Raw genomic sequence first — 17,463 nt, forward strand, 5'->3', positions numbered from 1 at the left:
GTGTCGTGGGCCAGGTGGTCGGGCACTAGATCACACGGCGCCGCACCCGCCATACCACCACACCGATCAGGACCGCCGCGACGGCGACGAACAGGGCCGCCTCGATGAGCTGGAACGTCCAGAACCGGTCGGCCGGGTGGTAGACCCCGAACTGCTGGATGCCCCGCGCGTGCAGGAACTGGTTGAGATTGGTGCCGGCCCGGTTGGCGGCGTCCTCCAGCTCGTAGTACTCGGTCGAGCTCAGCCTGCGCCCGGTGGCGTCTGCGTAGCCGTGTTCGATCATCCAGTCGGCGAAGCCGGCCACGGGCCGGTGCCCCGCCTGGTCCTCCGAGCCGCCGACGGGGACCGGCTCCATGGTGGTGAGCGGGGTGGCGTACGCGGGACGGGCCAACAGCGCCACCGACATCCGGGCGGCGAGGAACGCCCCGAACGCGACACCGAACGCGGGCAGGCTGCGCCGCAGGATCGCCCCGGCGGCGGTGGCGACGCCGAACGCGAACAGCGCGTACGCCACCGGAACGAGTCCCTCCAGGTCGAAGGCGTCGTACTGGAACCGCCCTTCCCACGCGTCGAATGGCTGACGGAACCAGGTGAGCACCGCGGTGAACAGCGCGGTGAGCGTGACGGTGACGCCGGCGAGTGCCGCGAGCTTGGCGGCCAGCCAGCGCATCCGCGGCACGGCCTGCGTCCAGGCGAGCTGCCAGGTGCCGCCCTCCAGTTCACGCGCGAGCAGCGGCGCACCGAGGAACGCACCGATGACGACGGGGACCAGATAGAAGCCCGCCAGGAGGTTCTCGACGTACCCGTACTCCTCGTCGAGCCGACGGAAGGAGGCCGCGCAGCCCTCGTTGATACCGGCCTCTCCCGCACACCGGGCGGGACCGCCGGGGAACAGGTCGTGAGCCTGCGTCCCGAGCACGAGCAGGGCACTGCCGAACATGCCGACAAGCAGACCCAGGACGCAGACCTCGGCCCGGTGCTGGCGCCAGATCAACCAGGTCATGCCGCCACCCCCGACGCGACCGGGGCGCTCGGCTCGGACGGCCGGCGCAGGTACGCCAGCACCAGGTCCTCCAGCGCGACCGGCTGGGCCTGCCAGCCGGGCGCGGCCGGGATCCCGCCGTCGCGTACCAGCAGGGTCGTGTGCCGGTCGCTGTGGACGGCCTCCACGACAGTGCCGGCCCGGTCGAGGTCGGTGGCCGTGCGAGGGCCGACGAGCAGCCGGTGCTCGGCGAGGAGGGTGTCGATGTCACCGGTGAGCGTGACCCGGCCGTGGTTGAGCACGATCAGGTGGTCGCAGACGCGCTCCAGCTCGTGCACGAGGTGGGAGGAGAACAGGACGGTCACCCCGCCTTCGGCGACCGCGCCCATGAGGACCTGGAGGAACTCGTGCCGGGCCAGCGGATCGAGGCTGGCCACCGGCTCGTCGAGGACGAGCAGGTCCGGTCGCTTCGCCAGGGCCAGGGCCAACGCGACCTGGGCCTGCTGCCCGCCGGAGAGCGTACCGGTTCTGCGGTCGAGTGGGATGCCCAGCTTCGCCAGCCGGCGTTCGGCCAGCCCCTGGTCGAACCGCAGGTTGCAGGCCCGGCCGAAGCGGAGCATCTCGGCGACGGTGAAGCGCTTGTACAGCGGGTGGTCCTGGGCCAGGAACCCGACCCGGGACAGAGTGTGCGGGGTGCTGACCGTGACGTCATGGCCGAGGACCTCCACGGTGCCGGTGCTCGGTGCCAGCAACCCGACGACCAGGCGCAGCAGCGTGGTCTTGCCCGCGCCGTTCGGTCCGACCAGGGCGATCACGCCGCCCGCAGGCAGGGCCAGGGTGCAGTCGCGCAGCGCCCAGCCCTTCCGGTATCGCTTGCCCACACCGTCGGTGCGCAGCGCGAACTCGGTCTCTGTCACGCCACGTCCTCATTCCTGGTCTGCTGGTGGACGGAAGCAAAAAGCGCGTTGACCGCCTGCTCGTCGAGGCCGGCGGCGTAGGCGCGGCGCAGCCAGGTCGCCAGGCCGCGGCCCAGCGACGTGTACGTCGATGCCGACATCGCGGCCGACTGCTGTTCATTGACGAACGTGCCCTGACCGGGCCGGCCGCTGACCAGGTTCTCGTGCTCCATCTGCCGGTACGCCTTGGCGACGGTGTTCGGATTGATCGCCAGGTCCTCGACCACCTCGCGGATGAGCGGGAGGCGGTCGCCGGGTTGGAGGAAGCCCAGCAGCACTGCCTGGCGGACCTGCTGGACGAGTTGCAGGTACGGCGGCACGCCGGAGTGGGTGTCGAGCCGGAAGACGAACACGGTAGCCCCTTACTGCTTTACTAGTGGCATAGTAAAGCAGCACGTTGGCGGTCAAGACAGCCGGCGCGCCCGCACGACCGCGGCACCACGATCAGCGGTGGTGGCGGATGCGTTCCCAGGTGCTCGGCGGTTCCATCGCCGCCCCGGTGCGTAGCGCCGTGGCGACCGGCTCGCCGTCACCAACCGTGGCGGTGAGCTGGCCGTGTTCCGCGCCGGCGGCGATCCGCGACGACAGCGCGGGGATCTGCGCGTCGAGCCGTACCGGCAGGCCCGGCCAGCCGACGACCTCGATCTTCCCGGCGGCGTTGATGGTGCTGCCGGAGTCGAGCGGGCCGCGCACGGTGGCAACCTGCTCGCCGGCCTCGACGAGCGTGTGGACGGTGAGCGCGGCCGCTGTCGAGCGCAGCAACGACCGGGTCGCCGCGAAGACCCGATCCAGCTGGACCGGGGTGTTCGCGCCGGGCTGGCCCAGGACGGCGCCGACGATGCTGACCGTGCGGCCGCCCACGGTGACCACCGCCGCGAAGACGAGACAGCCGCCGGCCTCGTCGGTGGAGCCGGTCTTGATTCCCACCACCCCGTCGCGGCCGACCAGCTCGTTGTAGTTCTGCACCGTGCCGGCCACCGGTATGGTCGCCTGCTTCTGCTTGACGATCTCGGCGAATGCCGGCAAAGCCATCGCCCTGCTCGCCAGAATCACCTGGTCGCGCGCCGTGCTCATGGTGTCGGGGTCGAGGCCGGACGGGTCCGTGTAGTGGGTGTCGGACATGCCGAGGTTGTCCGCGACAGCGTTCATCTTCTCGACGAAGGCGGCGACGCTGCCGGAGTCCCAGGCCGCGAGGATGCGCGCCATGTTGTTCGCCGAGGGCAGGAGCACCGCCTGCAACGCCTGCCGTTCGGTGATCACCTCGCCGGCCCGCACCTCGACGAGCGACTCGCCGCGTGCCTGCTCCGCCGGGTACGCGGCCGCCTGCTCGGCGCTGACCGTCAGCTCCGGCCCCTGCTCGCCGACGTCCAGCGGGTGCTCGGTGAGGATGACGTAGGCCGTCATCACCTTCGTCACGCTCGCGATCGGCACGGGCTCCGACCCGCCGAAGGCGCCGAGCGTCCCCAGCCCGTCCACCGAGATCATCGCCTGACCCGAACGCGGCCAGGGCAGTCGCGGCGCCGTGCCGGGGATGGTCATCGACGCCGGCAGGGTCAGCTCGACCGTCGGGGCCGGCAGCGGGTTGCGCAGCGGCGCGACGGCGTACAGCCCGCCGCCGATGAGCAGCAGCAGGACCAGTAGGCCACCCAGCACCCACGGCGAACGACGCCGGGCTGGCGACGCCGGTGGCAGCTGCCCGAGATCCTCGGTCGGCGATGTCGTCGGACCATCCATCGTGTTACCTCCCCCGAGATGGAATCCCGGAGGTTAACAGTCCTGGTCATGGCCGAGGCGGGCCGTGTCCGGGAGTCACCCGTGCGGGTGGCTGCCTTTGTCGCCGGCTCCTCAGCGCGTGGCGCCGCCCGGTCGACCCGGGCCGGTCCCGGAGCGCCGATGACCGACGCGGGGAGCCCGTACCACCGAGGAGTTGCCGGCTCCCGGGCGGAAACTGCGCGCCGCGCTGGCCACCGTGTCGTCGGGGTCACGCCCGAGGGCCTCCCGGATCCGCGACGGGATGATCTCGGATTTCGCCATCGCCAGTCGGACCTGCGCCGAACGGTCGTCAACCAGGCGCTCCAGATCCGCCTCGTCCAGCTCGACCGCCCGAACGAGCGCGGCGCGGACGTCGACCACGGGATCCTGGGCGAGGACGCTGCGCTGCGCCGCGGTGGTCCGCGGATTGCGGGCAACCCCCTTGCGTACGCGCGCGGTGCGATCGGCCATCAGGGCGGTGATCACGTCCGGGTCGTGGGTGGCGGTGGCGAGTCGTTCCCGTACCTCGGGTGAGACGTCGTTGATCAGCCTGGCGGCCAGCTCCGGCTCCAACTCCTGCGTCTCCGCGAGCAGGCCGCGAAGCTCCTTGTCGGGCGCCGCCGCCATCACCTGGCGAACCGACTCGTCACAGGCCGGGTTGCCGGCGACCGCCCAGCGGACCCACCGGTCGGCGTCCTTGACGAGCCGCAGGAGATTGCCGACCGAGGTCGAGGAGTTTCTCGCCACGGCCTCCCGGACCTGACGGTCCGGGTCGCGGGTCAGCGTTCGCAACGCCTGCGCGGGTGCGTCGGTGCGGGACGCGACCGCCTTACGAACCACCGTCGACGGGTCGGACGCCAGGTCGATGAGGGTCATCTGTGACGTTGTGGGGTCCTGCGCGAGGGCGAGCCGTGCGTCCGCGCCGACCTCGCCCGCAGGGTGGTTGGTGGTGCCTGACCCGCTCTGACGGTCGGGCCCGCCGACGTCCTGCTGCTTCCCCATGAGCGCAATCATGTCACGGGCCGACTGGGGGCAGCGCGAGCGTGACCAGCCGTCGATGACGGATCACCGCCGCCGGCGCCGGACCGCGACGACACCCGCCAACCCGGCGCCGACCAGCACGCCGAGGGGTGCCAGGACGGAGGCGGCCAGCCCCGCCAGTGCCTTCGAACGCGGGTCGTGGAAACGGGGAGGATCACCGATCGACAGCGACACGGTCCCCTGCCCGCTCGAAGCCGTGCAGGTCACCGTGTACGTGCCGGTCGGCCTGGCGGCAATCGTCAGCACCGCGCGCCAGCGTTCGCCGTCTGCGTCCAGAGAGAGATCGTCGAGGCGCGCCGACACCGCGTGCCACTCCCCAAGCCCCTGGTCCTCCGCCCGTGACGGTGCGCAGTCCACACCTGGTGCGTCCGGGCCGCTGACCTTGGCCCACACCATCTTTCCGCCCTCGGGAAGGTGCATCGTGACCGGTTGCCCGGACGTGACCCGCTGCCCGAGGTCACCTCCGAACGGAACCAGCAACAGCACCGCGGCGGCGGCGAGCACACCGCCGGCGGCGATCAGCGCCGCGACGGCGTACCAGATTCGACGGGGCCGGAGCGGATCGACGGAGACGACGCCCGGAGCAGGATTCATGGAGGCATGATCGCCGGTTGCCGATGGCCGTGCCATCCCCCTCGCGGGCGGGCAGCGCCGGCACCAGCCCGGGTTCCTGCCCGCTGTGTGCCTTGACTCGCGAATTGGTAAGTCGTAGCTTACCGTTCGTGGCTACTTACCGAGCTGGTGATGGTTGGGACGCGCTGGGAGACCCCACCAGGCGCGCCATCGTCGCGTGCCTGGCCGAACGGCCCCGGGCCGTCGGCGAGCTCGCCGACGAGTTGCCGATCAGCCGACCGGCGGTGTCCCAGCATCTGAAGGTGCTCAAGGACGCCGGACTGGTCACCGACCGCGCGGCGGGCGCGCGGCGGGTCTATCGGCTCAATCCGGCGGGCGTGGCCGCGCTGCGAGATCAGCTGGAGACGTTCTGGAATCGGGCACTGGACAGCTATCAGGACGTCGTCGAAGAACCGACCGAGGAGGAGCAATGACCCAGGCAACCGACGTGGTGATCCGACAGATCGTCGTCGAGGCGTCGATCGCGCGAGCCTTCGCCGTGTTCACCGAGCGGTTCGGCGACTTCAAACCGCCCGAGCACAATCTGCTCGGCGCACCGATCGCCGAGACCGTGTTCGAACCGAAGGTCGGCGGCCACATCTACGACCGGGCCGCCGACGGCAGCGAATGCCGCTGGGCGCGCGTGCTCGCCTACGAACCGCCGAACCGGGTCGTGTTCAGCTGGGACATCAGCCCGCAGTGGCAGGTCGAGACCGAGCCGGACAACACCAGCGAGGTCGAGGTCCGGTTCGTCGCCGAGACCCCGCAGCGCACCAGGGTCGAACTTGAGCACCGCCACATCGACCGGCACGGCCCCGGGTGGCAGGCCGTCAGCGACGGCGTCTCCCACGACGAAGGGTGGCCGCTGTACCTCGCGCGCTACGCCGCGCTGGTCACGCAGGACAGCTGAGCGGGCCGGATGATCCGTAGCCGGCCGCCGTCGCCGAGGCGCGGCTGAGTCTCGCAGGAGCGGACCGACTGGCCGGTTGTCGCCGCGATCCCGGCCGAACCGGCCAGTCGGCTCCGTACCGCCCATCGCGGCGCTCGAAAGCCGGATTCGCGCACCCGCCAGTCGCGGCGAACGTGGCGGGATGACTTGCGTGTGACCGGGAACCCGGTGCGCTGACATCAGGCGTCGGTCAACGGCCGCGGGCAGCGGCCGCGGCCGGCACGCATCGACAACCTGAGGAGGTGTGGGTGACCGCGACATCACGGCGGCCGACGCCTGCGGATCCCCGGCCGGACATGTCCGTGGGACACGGGGTGTCCAGCGGCGCCTCTCGAGACCTGCCTCCCGAGTTGGGACCCGACGCGGTCGGTGTGCTGGAAGGCCGGACGTTCATGTTCTCCGACGCCGCGGGGAACGTGCCGAAGGGCTCGATCGGCGGTCTCGTCCATGACGACACCCGGTTCCTCAACCAGTGGGTGCTGACCATCGACGACGCCCCACTGCTGGTGCTCTCCTCCGGGACCGTCGACGCCTACTCGGCGGCGTTCTTCCTGGCGAACGGTGACCTGCCCCACCTGCCCGCGAATCGGGTCGGCGTGCGCCGGCAGCGCTTCGTCGGCGACGGCCTCTACGAGCGCGTCGAACTGCGCTACTTCGGCACCGAGCCGACCTCGATCCAACTGCGCCTGGCCGTCGGGACCGACTTCGCCGACCTGTTCGAGATCAAGGAGTCCGGCCGCGACCGCACCCCGGACATCATCCGCCAGGACGGGCCGGACGGCTCGGCACTCGGATTCCACTACCGCAACGGCAGCTACGCCGCCTCGGTGAGCGTCGAGGCCGACCCACCGGCCGACCTCATCGACGGCGATGCCCTGGTGTGGAACCTGCGCCTCGAACGGGGACAGCAGTGGGGCTGTGAGTTGAGTGTGCCGCTGCGGTGCGGCGGTGAGGACCGCCGGCCCGTGGTACGCGGGTTCGGCGAGGCCTTCGATCATGGGCCGGAGGACCCGTCGACGCGATGGGGCACGGAGAAGCCGCGTCTGCACGCGGAGACGGATCTGCTGCGCGACGTCTACCACCGGTCGGCGATCGATCTGGTGTCCATGCGGCTCGAGAAGACCATCGCCGGCGAACCCGTTGTCCTCCTGTCCGCGGGTCTGCCGTGGTTTCTGACCGCCTTCGGCCGCGACACGCTGATCACCGCCTACCAGACCATGACCTGCGGCTCGGAGGTTGCCCGGGGAGCGCTGATCGTGCTGGCCCGGCATCAGGCCACCGTGTTCGACGACTTCACCGACCAGGAGCCGGGCAAGATCTTCCACGAGTACCGCTCGGGCGAGCTCAGCCGGCTCGGTATCAAGCCCTACCGTCCCTACTACGGCGGCGCCGACACCACGGCGCTCTGGCTGATCCTGCTGTCCGAGTACTGGCGCTGGACGCGGGACGCCACGCTGGTGCGCCGGTTGCGCGGCAACGCCGAGGCCGCGCTGCGGTGGATCGACCACCACGGCGACCGCGACGGCGACGGCTACGTCGAGTACGCCACCCGCTCCACCCAGGGCCTGGGCAACCAGTGCTGGCGGGACTCACCCGACGGTGTGCAGTACGCCGACGGGACGATTCCGGTTCTGCCGATCGCGACCTGCGAGACGCAGGGCTACACCTACGACGCGAAACTGCGCGTGGCGGAACTCGCCGACGGGCCGTGGGACGACCCGGCGCTGGCCCGGCGCCTCCGCGCCGAGGCCGCGCAGCTGCGCGAGAGGTTCAACCGGGACTACTGGATCCCGGAGCGGGGCGGCTACTACGCCATCGGCCTGGACGGCGACAAGCGGCCCATCGACTCGATGACCTCCAACATGGGTCACCTGCTGTGGAGCGGCATCGTCCCCGACGATCGCGCCGGTCAGCTCGCGCGACACCTCATGTCTCCGGAGATGTTCTCGGGATGGGGCGTCCGCACCCTGTCGACTCTCGACGTCGGCTACAACCCGATCGGCTATCACGTCGGCACGGTCTGGCCGCACGACAACTCCATCATCGCGGCGGGGCTGGCCCGTTACGGCTACCGGGAGGAAGCGAACCGAATCGCGATGGCGATGCTGGAGGCCTCGCAGCACTCCGACCACCGGCTGCCCGAAGCGTTCTCCGGCTACGACCGGTCCTTCGGTCGCCAGCCCGTGCCGTACCCCACCGCCTGCAACCCGCAGGCCTGGGCCAGCGGGGCACCGTTGCTGTTCCTGCGCACCATGCTCGGACTCGAACCGGGCGAGGACCGCCTCCTGGCCGACGCCCACGTCCCCGTCGAACTCGGACGGGTCGGCCTGCACGGCGTGCCGGTGGCCGGCCGGCGGTGGAGTGTCGACGCCACCGGTTCCGATTTCCGCATCTCGTTCGTCGACTAGGCCGCAAACCGCAGCACGGAATACGCCAGGATCGACACCGCCGCCACCACCGAGAGAGTGCGCTGCCCGCCGGCCGCAAAATCCGACGACATCGGCGGCCGTCCCCGCCAGGATGGCCGGTATGGAGGAGGTGGAAGTCGTCGTCGCCCACAGCCAGCGCGCGACGCTGCGCGTCGGCGACGTGTTCCTGAAGGTCGACGGCGACCCGGCGCACGCCGACGTCGAGGTGCGGGCGATGGCCATGGCGCCGATACCGACCCCGGCGATCCTCTGGCGCGAGCCGCCCGTGCTCGCGATCGCCGCCGTGCCCGGCAGGGCGCTCGGCCTCCTCGGCGAACCGTCGGCCGCGTCGCCAGCGGCGTGGGCTGCGGCGGGTGCCGCCATACGGAGGCTGCACGATGCGCCGTTGCCGCCGTGGCCGGGGCCCAGCCTCGACGACGTGGCAGCGGAGCTCGACAGCGAGTGCGCGTGGCTGCTCGCCCACGCCGTTCTGCCCGCCGAGGTGATCCGGCGCAACCGGGAGATCGCCGAGGCCGCGCTCCGGCCGTGGAAACCGGTGTTCATCCACGGCGACCTGCAGATCACCCACGTGTTCGTCGACGGCGACGAGGTCACCGGCGTCATCGACTGGTCCGAGGCCGCCCCCGGCGACGCCATGTTCGACCTCGCCACCTTGACGATCGGGCACGAGGAACGCCTGGACGACCTGCTTGCCGGCTACGGCGGGGGAGCGGACCGGGACGTGATCCGCGCCTGGTGGTCGCTGCGCAGCCTGGTGGCGTCGCACTGGCTGATCGAGCACGGCTTCGATCCGGACGCGCCGGGGTGCGAATTCGACGTGCTCAGATCCCGGATGCAGGAACCCTAGGCAGACTTTGGAGCCGTTGGACCGGTCCACCTCGGACCGTGAAACCGTGACGCCCCGGGCACGGCTCCGCGACGTGGCCAACGTCCCGTCGGCCCACTCGCCTCGCCGGATCGGTAGTCGGGACCGTTACGGGGTAACCGAGCGACATGAGCATTCCCCGCGCGGTGGTGATCGGCCAGCTGGCCCGCGATCTCGTCCTTCAGGTCGACCAGTGGCCGGAGGTCGGTCACGCGGCCGACGTCCGGGGGCGGCGCGAGATGCTGGGCGGCAAGGGCGCCAACCAGGCGGTGGCGCTCGCTCAGCTCGGCGTGACGGTGGCGCTGGTCGCCGCGGCCGGCGATGACGACGTCGGCGACAGCCTGCTCGCGCAGGCCAGCCGGGACGGGGTGGACGTCACACAGGTGGCCCGCCGCCGGGACACCCCCACCGGGCTGATCGTGGAGGCGCTCGACGGGGACGGGCGGTGGCGGTACCTGCAACACCTGCCCACCGAGGTGCTGCTCACCGTCGCCGACGTCGACGCCTCCGCCGAGCTGCTCCGCGCCGCGGACGTCGTACTCGTGCAGTTGCAGCAGCCACCCGCGACGGCCCTCGCCGCCGCGCGCCTGGCCCACGACGCTGGTCGGCTCGTGGTTCTGGACGGTGCGCCGGCCAGCGAGAGCGACCGTCCGGCGTTGCTCGCCGCGGCGGACGTCGTCCGCGCCGACGCCCACGAAACACGCTTGTGGACCGCGGCGCCCACCGACGACATCGACCGGGTGCTGACCGCGGCCGGTGACATCCTGGCGGCCGGGCCGGGGCTGCTCGCCTTCGGCGTGGACGCCGGGAACCTCTTCGTCTGGCGCGACCAGCGGTGGGGCGACGGCCATCTGCTCGTCCCCCTGACCGATCAGACGGTGGTGGACACCACGGGAGCCGGCGATGCCCTGGTCGCCGCTCTGACCGCGGCGCTCCTGCGCGGCGACCCGCCTCCAGCCGCCGCCCGATACGCCGTCGCCGCGGCCGGGGCGACCGTCGGACATCCCGGCGGCCGGCCGAACCTGAACGCGGACGCGTTGCGCGCCCGGCGGGGCGACCGTGCGCCGGGGCCCGCATCGACAAGCCGGTGAGATCGCGGAACCCACGCGGCCGGTTGCATCTCGGTGAGCAGGCGATACGGCCCAGCCCGGTGACCTATGGTGAAAACCCGGCGCGCCCACTGTCGTCCGATGTTGGTACGACGCCGGCATCCAGATCAGGATCTCAGACCTTTCCCGTTGGCCAGCCGAAGGACGGACCGATGACCGAGAGAACGTCGCGGTGCCGCGTGCCGACGGCTCGGATCCACCGTTGAGATGGACTGGGCCGGATGGGCGTTGTTCGGGTTGGTCGCCACCGCGGTGCTGACCGCGGTGCTGATCACCGCTCAACTGGCCGGCCTCACCCGCCTCGACTTTCCCCTGGTACTCGGGACCCTCGTCACCGAGGATCCCGACCGGGCCCGGGTCGTCGGGTTCCTCATCCATCTCTGCGCCGGTCAGGGCTTCGCCCTCGGCTACGCGGCCACGTTCGCCCTGCTGCACCGCGCCACCTGGTGGATCGGGGCGCTGCTGGGGACCATCCACGTCGGGATCGCGCTGACGGTGCTCCTGCCCCTGCTTCCGGGTGTCCACCCGCGCATGGCCTCCCAGCGGGCGGGCCCGGCCAGCACGGCCGTGCTGGAGCCGCCGGGCCTGTTCGCCGTCAACTACGGCATCCAGACTCCCGCGGTCGTGACTGTCGTCCACGTCCTCTACGGGGTGGTCCTCGGGCTGCTCCTGCAAGCCGACTGAGCCGCGTCAGACGTCTGGTGAGGAGCGATCCCCATGACCGGTGGGCACGACACGCCAGCGGCGATCAGCGACTACGGGCTGCTGGGTGACACCCGCACCGCCGCCCTCGTCGCCGGTGACGGGGGGATCGACTGGCTCTGCGTGCCCCGCTTCGACGGCGAACCGCTCTTCGGCCGGCTGGTCGGGGGCCTCGAAGCGGGAACGTTCCGGGTCGGCCCGGCCGGACCCGCCACGGTCGTCCAACGGCGCTACCGGCAGCACACCGCCACCCTGGAGACGACGTGGGCGGTAGGCGACAGTCGACTCACCCTCACCGAGGGGATGGTGGCCGAGGTCAGCGGCCGCCTGCTGCCCACGACACTGATCGTGCGGCGTCTGTCGACCGATGACGCGGCGGTCGACGCCGTCGTCGAGTTCGACCCCCGCTTCGGCGTACGGCACCGTCGGCCCCGGATCCAGCATCGGCGCGAGGCCCTGGTGTGCGAGTGGGGGTCCCTCGCGGTCTCGCTGGGCAGTGCGCCCACCGTCAGCGTCGAACCAGGTCGGCCTGCCTTGATCACGGTCAGCCCGGGCCGTCCGGTCATCCTCGTGCTGGCCGTGGCGCACCGCGAACCGCTGATTCACGTCGACCCGGCCGCGGCCTGGGACCTGCTGACCGAGGACGAGGACCGCTGGCGGGCCTGGACCGCCGAGATCGACCGCGCACTGCCCTTCCGGGAACACGTCGTACGAAGTCTGTTGACCATGCGGCTGCTGACGTACTCGCCCTCGGGAGCCCCGGTGGCCGCACCCACAACGTCTCTGCCCGAGGATCCCGGCGGGATACGGAACTGGGACTACCGCTATGTCTGGCCCCGGGACGCCAGCATCGGCGTCAGTGCCTTCCTCAGCGTGGGCAAACCCGACGAGGCGCACGGTTTCCTTGCGTGGCTGCTGCACGCCAGCCGGCTGGAGCGGCCACGCCTGCCGGCGGTGCTCACCCTGCACGGGCGCCACGTGCCGGCGGAACGGGACCTGGCCGGCTGGCCCGGCTACCTCGGCAGCGTCCCGGTACGGATCGGCAACGGCGCCGCCGGGCAACACCAGCTCGACGGTTACGGCTGGGTGATCGACGCCACCTGGGCGTTCGCACAGGCAGGGCAGAGGCTCTCCAGCGAGACGTGGCGGGCGGTGCGCGGCTTCGCCGACGTGGTGGCCCGTTGCTGGCAGGAGCCCGACGCCGGCATCTGGGAGGTCCGCGAACCTGCCCAACACGTCCATTCCAAGCTCATGGGCTGGCTCGCGCTGGACCGCGCGCTGTGCATCGCCGACACGCACGCCCTGCCGGGCCGCCAGCGTCGACGCTGGCAGAAGGCACGAAACGCCATCGCCGCCGAGGTCCGGGCATCCGGCTTCGACCCCACGGCGGGCAGCTACATGCGCAGATACGGCTCGGAGGACCTCGACGCGGCCCTGCTCGTCCTGCCGCTGCTCAACATGGACAGCGTCGAGTCACCCCTCGTGCGGGGCACCATCGACGCCATTCGGGACCAGCTCTCCGCCGGCGGCCCGCTGCTCTACCGCTATCCGCCGGGGTCTGACGGCTTTCCGGGCACCGAAGGCGCGTTCCTGCCCTGCTCGTTCTGGCTGGTTCAAGCCCTCGCCCGCACCGGGCGCCGCACCGAGGCGGTCGAGTTGTTCGAGACCATGCTCGATTACGCCAGCCCACTCGGCCTCTACCCCGAAGAGCTGGACCCCACGACCGGCGCACACCTCGGCAACTACCCCCAGACGCTGACCCACGCCGCGCTCGTCCAGGCCGCGCTCGCCATTCGCGACGCCCCCACGGCGCTTTGAAGGTTCGCCGTCACTTCCCTGCTGAAATCAGCGGTAAGTTTGCATCGGTGGTTCAACGATACGGTTTATGGCATGACTGCTGGTATCACCGACGCCGCATACGTCATCGACGCTCCTACCGTCCTCGGCCTGCTCCCGACCCGGCCACGGCTGCTCGCCCTGGGTGAGCCGACCCACGGCGAGGGCGATCTGCTCGAACTGCGGAACGATCTTTTCCGGCAGCTCGTCGAGCAGGAGGGCTACCGGACGATCGCCATCGAGAGCGACTGCCTGATGGGCCTGGTCGTGGACGACTACGTCACCTCGGGTGTGGGCACCCTCGACGAGGCCATGGAGCGCGGCTTCAGCCACGAGTGGGGCGCCTTCGCGGGCAACCGAGAGCTGGTGCGCTGGATGCGCGCGTACAACGAGTGCCGGTCACCGGCGGAGCGGCTGCGCTTCGCCGGTTTCGACGGCCCGCTGGAGATCACCGGCGCCGCGAGCCCCCGGCAGGCCCTCGCCGCACTCCACGCCTACCTCGCCGCCTGGGTCGACGCCGACCTTCTTCCCTGCGCCGCGGAGACGCTGGATCGCCTGCTCGGCGCCGACGACCGGTGGACCAACCCCGCAGCGATGATGGACCCGTCCCAGTCCGTGGGGCGGACGCCCGCGGCCGCCCAGCTGCGGCTGCTCGCCGACGACCTCGTCGCCCTGCTCGACGCGCAGACACCACACCTGGTCGCGGCGACCGGCCGGGAGGACTGGCACCGGGCACGCCTGTACGGGCGCACCGCAGTCGGCCTGCTGCGCTACCACGCCGCGATGGCCGATCCGTCCTCCAGCCGCATGGCGAGGCTGCTCGCCGTACGGGATTCGATGATGGCCGGCAACCTGCTCGCCATCGCGGAGCGGGGCCCGGCGCTGGTGAACGCCCACAACGGCCACCTCCAGCGGGACAGGAGCAGCATGCGGATGGGCGGCCTGCCGGTCCAATGGTGGAGCGCCGGCGCGATCGTCAGCGCGCACCTGGGCCAGGAGTACGCCTTCCTGGCCACAGCCCTCGGCACGATCCGTCACCATGGCGTGGACGCGCCACCTCCGGACAGCATCGAGGGGCTGCTGTACGCGCTCGGGCAGGAGCGGTACATCGTCGACCCCCGCCGTCTGGCCAGCGCGCTCGCCACCGTGACGCCCGCCGCCCGGGTCTCCCCCTGGTTCGGTTACTCCCCGCTCGATCCGGCCCACGTCAGCAGCACCGACGGCGTCGTCTTCGTCAAGGACGCCCGACGGAACCCGGCTCCCCCGGCGGTCGACTGACCAGGGCCGGTCCGGTCGACCTCGGTCGACTGGCCGACCCCGCCGTGCCGCTGGACGAGTTGCCGCCGCCCGCGTCGCCACCCGGGGCTCCGATCGGGTAGCCGGCGGCACGCCGCGCGGAGCCGGCCGACACCCACCGGAGCCGGCCGGCTCCGACTGGGCCGCCCCTCGACCACCCGCGCTAGTTGCCCCGGTCGTGTGGGACGGTGACGGTGACGGTGCAGCCGACCGGCCGCCCGATCTCGTCGTGGCCGGCATACGTGAGGTGGTACACCCGGTCTCCCCCGTTCCCGGCTCGTTCGGCCCGGAGCCTGCCACTCGTGTCCGGCGTGCCGATGGCGAAGTCGGTGACGTCCGCGGCGTCACCCCCGCTCACGCCGGTCAGGGCGAACGCGTTCGGTCCGAGTACGCCGTCGTGCAGGTCCACGTTGACGTTCACGTCGACCAGCTTGTGGTTCGGCGGCCACAGGACCGGGCGGTCCGCCACACAGTCCAGCTGCCGCGCCGGCAACGGGTTCGCCAGGGTGGCGGTGGCGTGTCCGATGGTCGCGGTGAGCCGGCCGCCGGCTTCGTAGTACATGTGCGCGGTACGCCCGTCGAAGTAGAACGTCGGCGCGGCTGAGCGGCCGAGGTCGGGCGCGGCGGCCATCGAGTCGTGCACGACGCCGAGGTGGATCTCCTGGTCGAAGTCCTGCCCGACGTCCACCGCGTGCATGTTGCCGTCGGCGGCGTGGTAGATCACCAGGTTGCGGTCGTTCCAGCGCAGGAAGAACGGTCCCGAGGCGTTCGGGCCTTCGACGCCCTGCGGGGTCACGATCGGTTCGGGCTGCATGCTCCAGGTCCGCGCGTCGTTGGAGACCGCCCAGCGGATCCGCCGTGACACGGGCCCGGTCGGTCCGGGCAGTGCCGCGGTCGGGTTGTCCATGAAGAGCATCAGGTACCGGGTGCCCAGGCGCGGCACGGACTGCTCGAACACCCGGGCGTACGAGGTCTCGCCACCGGTCGTGTCGTTCCGGCTGATCGCCGTCCCGCCGTAGCTGAAGTGGATGCCGTCGTCGGAGGTCGCGTACCGGGTGATCGAGTTCTCGCCGTGGAAGTAGAGGAAGAGTTTGCCCTCGCCCTCGATCCACACCGCGTGCGGCGAGGAGACATGGCTGACCGTCGGGTAGTTCGGCAGCCAGGTGTTGCTGATCAGGGGGTTGTCGGCGTACTCGGTCCACGGACCGTTGATCGAGTCGGAGTACGCGAGGGCGATGCCGCCGGGGCGCTCGTGCGGCGCGTAGTACAGGTAGTACGTGCCGAGCGGGTTGGGGAAGTAGTCGGCGGCCCGGATGACGCTCGGGAAGATGAACTCGTTCGTCGGGTTGTAGGCGAGGGCGCCCTTGTCGAACGCGGTGCCCTGGTAGGTGAACTGGGGGAAGTCCAGCCCTGGTTCGGCGGCTGCCGGCTGGGCGCCGGCCACGGCGGCGACGAGCAGGCCGGCACTGGCGGCGGCCAGGACGGCGCGTCGGGACGATGGGGCGGGTGGTCTCGTCATGCGGCTTCCTCTTCGGTCGGTCGGATCGGCGGCACGAGCGGCCCGGGGTGACGCTCAGTAAGAACACAGGGGACACCGCTCGACGGATGCCCCTTGGCGTCGTCGAGCTAATACGTATTAGCACCTATGTTTCTCGAATGTTGCTCGCCGGGCGCCGGTTCTGTCAAGAGGCCGCTCGGTGTCCGCCAATCCGGCCGGGCCACCCGCCAGCCCGGTGGGGACCCTGACCGCTAATGCGCATTACTCCAGCGGTTTTACCGCGCCGAAATCTTGCGGCCACCCCTTGACACACGCCGCTTCACCCACGAGGCTCCTTGCCAACACGAGCGCTAATACGCATTAGCCGCACCGGAAGGACCCGCCGTGACCGCTCCCCCCAGACGCGTCACCCAACGTGACATCGCGCGGATGGCCGGCGTCAGTCAGGCGACCGTGTCGCTGGTGCTCAACAACCGCACCGACGCCGACGTCCGCATCGCCCCGGAGACCCGGGACCGGGTGCTGCGGGTCATCACCGAGACCGGCTACGCCGCCGACCCCGTGGCCCGCCGGCTCGCCTCGCGGTTCAACCGGATCATCGGCGTCTTCACGTACGAGCCCGCCTTCCCCAGCGGCAGCCGGGACTTCTTCCACCCGTTCCTGCTCGGTATCGAGGAGTACGCCGAGCGGGTCGGCTGCGACCTGCTGCTGCTCACCAGCGCACCGGTGGTGGACGGCCGGCGACGCATCTTCCACCACGACAACCGGCTACGCCTGGCCGACGGGTGCATCCTGCTCGGGCGCGAGATCGACGGCGCGGAGCTGCACCGGCTCAACCGGGACGGATATCCGTACGTCGCCGTCGGGCGCCGCGACGACGCCGGCGGGCCGGTCCCCTACGTCGGCGCCGACTACGCCTCGGCGGTGGCCCAGCTCGTCGAGGCGGCGCTGCTGCGCGGTCACCGCCGCCTGACGTACGTGAGCATGGGCGCCCCCGCGGAATCCTCCGAAGACCGGCTCCGGGGGTTCCGGGCCGCCGCGACGACCGCGGAGAGCGCCGGGCAGATGTCGGCGTCGGCCGGGGAGGCCGACACGACCGTCGACACCCTGCTGGCCGACGGGACCACCGTCGTCTTCGTGGAGGACTTCGCCACGGCGGTCGCGCTGGAGTCCGCCGCCCGTCGGCGCGGCCTGAGCGTGCCCGGCGACCTGTCGATCGTGACCCTCGGCGATCCGACGTCCCCGGTCCCCACCGACATCGCGTTCACCGGATTCCGCATCCCCCGCGAGGAGATGGGCCGGCAGTCGGTCGAGGTGCTGACGGGCGTCATCGATGGCAGCGCCGCCGGCCTCCACCAGCGACTTCTCGCCTGCGAACTCGTCGAGGGCAGGACCCTCGGCACCCCTGATCCGGCGGTCGACCAGCGCTGAACGGT

The 17,463-nt window shown here is 71.3% G+C and carries 16 protein-coding genes; 9 read left to right on the forward strand and 7 right to left on the reverse strand.

The window, feature by feature from the left end:
• Positions 1-25: 25 nt before the first annotated feature.
• The 6 genes from EAD98_RS17320 to EAD98_RS17345 all read right to left on the reverse strand — a co-directional run bounded on the left by EAD98_RS17320 (position 26) and on the right by EAD98_RS17345 (position 5,325).
• Positions 26-1,003 carry an ABC transporter permease subunit gene (locus tag EAD98_RS17320; protein ID WP_121655091.1) on the reverse strand — a complete coding sequence of 326 codons (978 nt, stop codon included), beginning with the start codon at positions 1,001-1,003 and terminating at the stop codon, positions 26-28.
• A complete protein-coding gene (locus EAD98_RS17325) occupies positions 1,000-1,899 on the reverse strand; it encodes an ABC transporter ATP-binding protein (RefSeq protein ID WP_121655092.1) in 900 nt (299 codons plus the stop codon). The genes EAD98_RS17320 and EAD98_RS17325 overlap by 4 nt, the downstream gene beginning before the upstream one ends.
• Positions 1,896-2,291, reverse strand: a complete 396-nt coding sequence (locus tag EAD98_RS17330) for a GntR family transcriptional regulator (RefSeq protein WP_121655093.1) — start codon at positions 2,289-2,291, stop codon at positions 1,896-1,898. Before EAD98_RS17330 ends, EAD98_RS17325 begins: the two co-directional genes overlap by 4 nt.
• Positions 2,292-2,382: 91 nt before the next feature.
• The gene (locus EAD98_RS17335) at positions 2,383-3,672 is read right to left on the reverse strand and encodes a D-alanyl-D-alanine carboxypeptidase family protein (RefSeq protein ID WP_147457415.1); all 1,290 of its coding nucleotides are present in this window, start codon (positions 3,670-3,672) and stop codon (positions 2,383-2,385) included.
• 111 nt (positions 3,673-3,783) lie between these two features.
• Positions 3,784-4,692 carry a hypothetical protein gene (locus EAD98_RS17340; RefSeq protein ID WP_158609812.1) on the reverse strand — a complete coding sequence of 303 codons (909 nt, stop codon included), beginning with the start codon at positions 4,690-4,692 and terminating at the stop codon, positions 3,784-3,786.
• A 63-nt stretch (positions 4,693-4,755) separates the two neighbouring features.
• Entirely contained in the window at positions 4,756-5,325 is a 570-nt protein-coding gene (locus tag EAD98_RS17345; RefSeq protein ID WP_121655096.1) for a hypothetical protein, read from the reverse strand.
• Between the two features lie 128 nt (positions 5,326-5,453).
• Between EAD98_RS17345 and EAD98_RS17350 the strand changes: the two genes are divergently transcribed.
• From EAD98_RS17350 to EAD98_RS17385, 8 genes are all read left to right on the forward strand, one after another.
• Entirely contained in the window at positions 5,454-5,777 is a 324-nt protein-coding gene (locus EAD98_RS17350; RefSeq protein ID WP_199723445.1) for a helix-turn-helix transcriptional regulator, read from the forward strand.
• The gene (locus tag EAD98_RS17355) at positions 5,774-6,253 is read left to right on the forward strand and encodes an SRPBCC family protein (RefSeq protein WP_121655097.1); all 480 of its coding nucleotides are present in this window, start codon (positions 5,774-5,776) and stop codon (positions 6,251-6,253) included. Before EAD98_RS17350 ends, EAD98_RS17355 begins: the two co-directional genes overlap by 4 nt.
• Positions 6,254-6,642: 389 nt before the next feature.
• Positions 6,643-8,700, forward strand: a complete 2,058-nt coding sequence (locus EAD98_RS17360) for a glycogen debranching N-terminal domain-containing protein (protein ID WP_233583862.1) — start codon at positions 6,643-6,645, stop codon at positions 8,698-8,700.
• 121 nt (positions 8,701-8,821) lie between these two features.
• Positions 8,822-9,568: a phosphotransferase family protein gene (locus tag EAD98_RS17365; protein WP_121655099.1), complete on the forward strand. Its 747-nt coding sequence runs from the start codon at positions 8,822-8,824 to the stop codon at positions 9,566-9,568.
• 146 nt (positions 9,569-9,714) lie between these two features.
• Positions 9,715-10,677 (forward strand): PfkB family carbohydrate kinase, encoded by a 963-nt coding sequence (locus EAD98_RS17370; protein WP_121655100.1) that lies wholly within the window; start codon positions 9,715-9,717, stop codon positions 10,675-10,677.
• 225 nt (positions 10,678-10,902) lie between these two features.
• A complete protein-coding gene (locus tag EAD98_RS17375; protein ID WP_121655101.1) occupies positions 10,903-11,379 on the forward strand; it encodes a hypothetical protein in 477 nt (158 codons plus the stop codon).
• 33 nt (positions 11,380-11,412) lie between these two features.
• Positions 11,413-13,215: a glycoside hydrolase family 15 protein gene (locus EAD98_RS17380; RefSeq protein ID WP_121655102.1), complete on the forward strand. Its 1,803-nt coding sequence runs from the start codon at positions 11,413-11,415 to the stop codon at positions 13,213-13,215.
• 72 nt (positions 13,216-13,287) lie between these two features.
• A complete protein-coding gene (locus tag EAD98_RS17385) occupies positions 13,288-14,511 on the forward strand; it encodes an erythromycin esterase family protein (RefSeq protein WP_121655103.1) in 1,224 nt (407 codons plus the stop codon).
• Between the two features lie 181 nt (positions 14,512-14,692).
• Here EAD98_RS17385 and EAD98_RS17390 read toward each other — a convergent pair whose 3' ends face one another.
• Positions 14,693-16,048 (reverse strand): hypothetical protein, encoded by a 1,356-nt coding sequence (locus tag EAD98_RS17390; RefSeq protein WP_199723446.1) that lies wholly within the window; start codon positions 16,046-16,048, stop codon positions 14,693-14,695.
• A gap of 363 nt (positions 16,049-16,411) precedes the next feature.
• Here EAD98_RS17390 and EAD98_RS17395 point away from each other — a divergent pair, with 363 nt between their 5' ends.
• Positions 16,412-17,458 carry a LacI family DNA-binding transcriptional regulator gene (locus EAD98_RS17395; protein ID WP_121655104.1) on the forward strand — a complete coding sequence of 349 codons (1,047 nt, stop codon included), beginning with the start codon at positions 16,412-16,414 and terminating at the stop codon, positions 17,456-17,458.
• Positions 17,459-17,463 lie beyond the last annotated feature (5 nt).

It is taken from the genome of Micromonospora sp. CV4, assembly GCF_003667455.1.
In the GTDB taxonomy this organism is placed as follows: domain Bacteria; phylum Actinomycetota; class Actinomycetes; order Mycobacteriales; family Micromonosporaceae; genus Micromonospora.